The following is a 930-nucleotide window of genomic DNA, read 5'->3' as shown; positions in this document are numbered from 1 at the left end:
TTGCGCGGCGCGTAGGCGATGAAGACGCCGTTGTCGCGCAATCTCCCTTTTGCCATCTGCTGGGAGGTCCCCGTCTTACGGGCAAAATCGTAAGGGAAATCATCAAATGCGTTTACGTCACTATTCATTCCCCGTTTGACTTCATTCCAATATGAGTCATCCATCTCGATGGTATTCAGCACTTGGCGTCCGAACGTTTTGATTACTTTTCCATTAGAATCTGTGATCTTACTGACAAGTTGAGGTTTAATACGTTCTCCCTTGTTGGCGAGCGTAGAAGCATACTGGGCAAGTTGAAGCGCCGTATAGCCGCCCTGCTGTCCAAAAGAGGCATAAACAAGAGAAGCCTGCACGCTGCCAGTCTCTTTGATATTATTGTAATTTATCATTCCTAAATACTCCTTGGGCAGACCGCTTTGCGTCGACACTCCAAGTCCGAACTCTTTCATATATTTGTCCCATACGGCAAGCCCATTGTCCTGATATTTCTGGTAAAGTTTTTTCCCTACCATATCGACCATAAACACGTTGGAGGAATGTTGAATGGCCAAGGCCGGGTCCATGTATCCATAAACATGATTTGATGCATTTCTTACTGATGTTTCATGGCCGGCTTTGCCGAAATAAGTAATCCCCTTATCTTGGTAACCGGATGAAGTAGAGAATAATCCTTCATTTAAGCCAATCAGTACACTTAACGGTTTAATTGTAGAACCCATGAACAGAACCGAGCCCAGCCCATTCCCCGATCTGCCTGAAGCATTCGGAGTAATCGTGCCATTTTGGTAATTATCCATAATTTTTCCCCAAACACCCGAGTCAATGCTGCCGCTGGTCCAAGCATTCGTATCATAATCCGGCATACTGGCCATAGCCACGACATTCCCCGTATCCACTTCCATCGCGACCGCGTAGCCCGTTATAGCGTCA

At 46.5% G+C, this 930-nt stretch carries 1 protein-coding gene; it reads right to left on the bottom strand.

All coding sequences use genetic code 11. The annotated features are described in order from the left end of the window. The coding region (locus L692_RS0107035; RefSeq protein ID WP_025698425.1) for a penicillin-binding transpeptidase domain-containing protein at positions 1-930 on the bottom strand (930 nt) is incomplete at both ends.

It is taken from the genome of Paenibacillus forsythiae T98 (assembly GCF_000520735.1).
Lineage (GTDB): Bacteria > Bacillota > Bacilli > Paenibacillales > Paenibacillaceae > Paenibacillus_AQ > Paenibacillus_AQ forsythiae.
The sequence above is the reverse complement of the archived record's forward strand: the minus strand, read 5'-3'. Positions and strand labels throughout refer to the sequence as shown.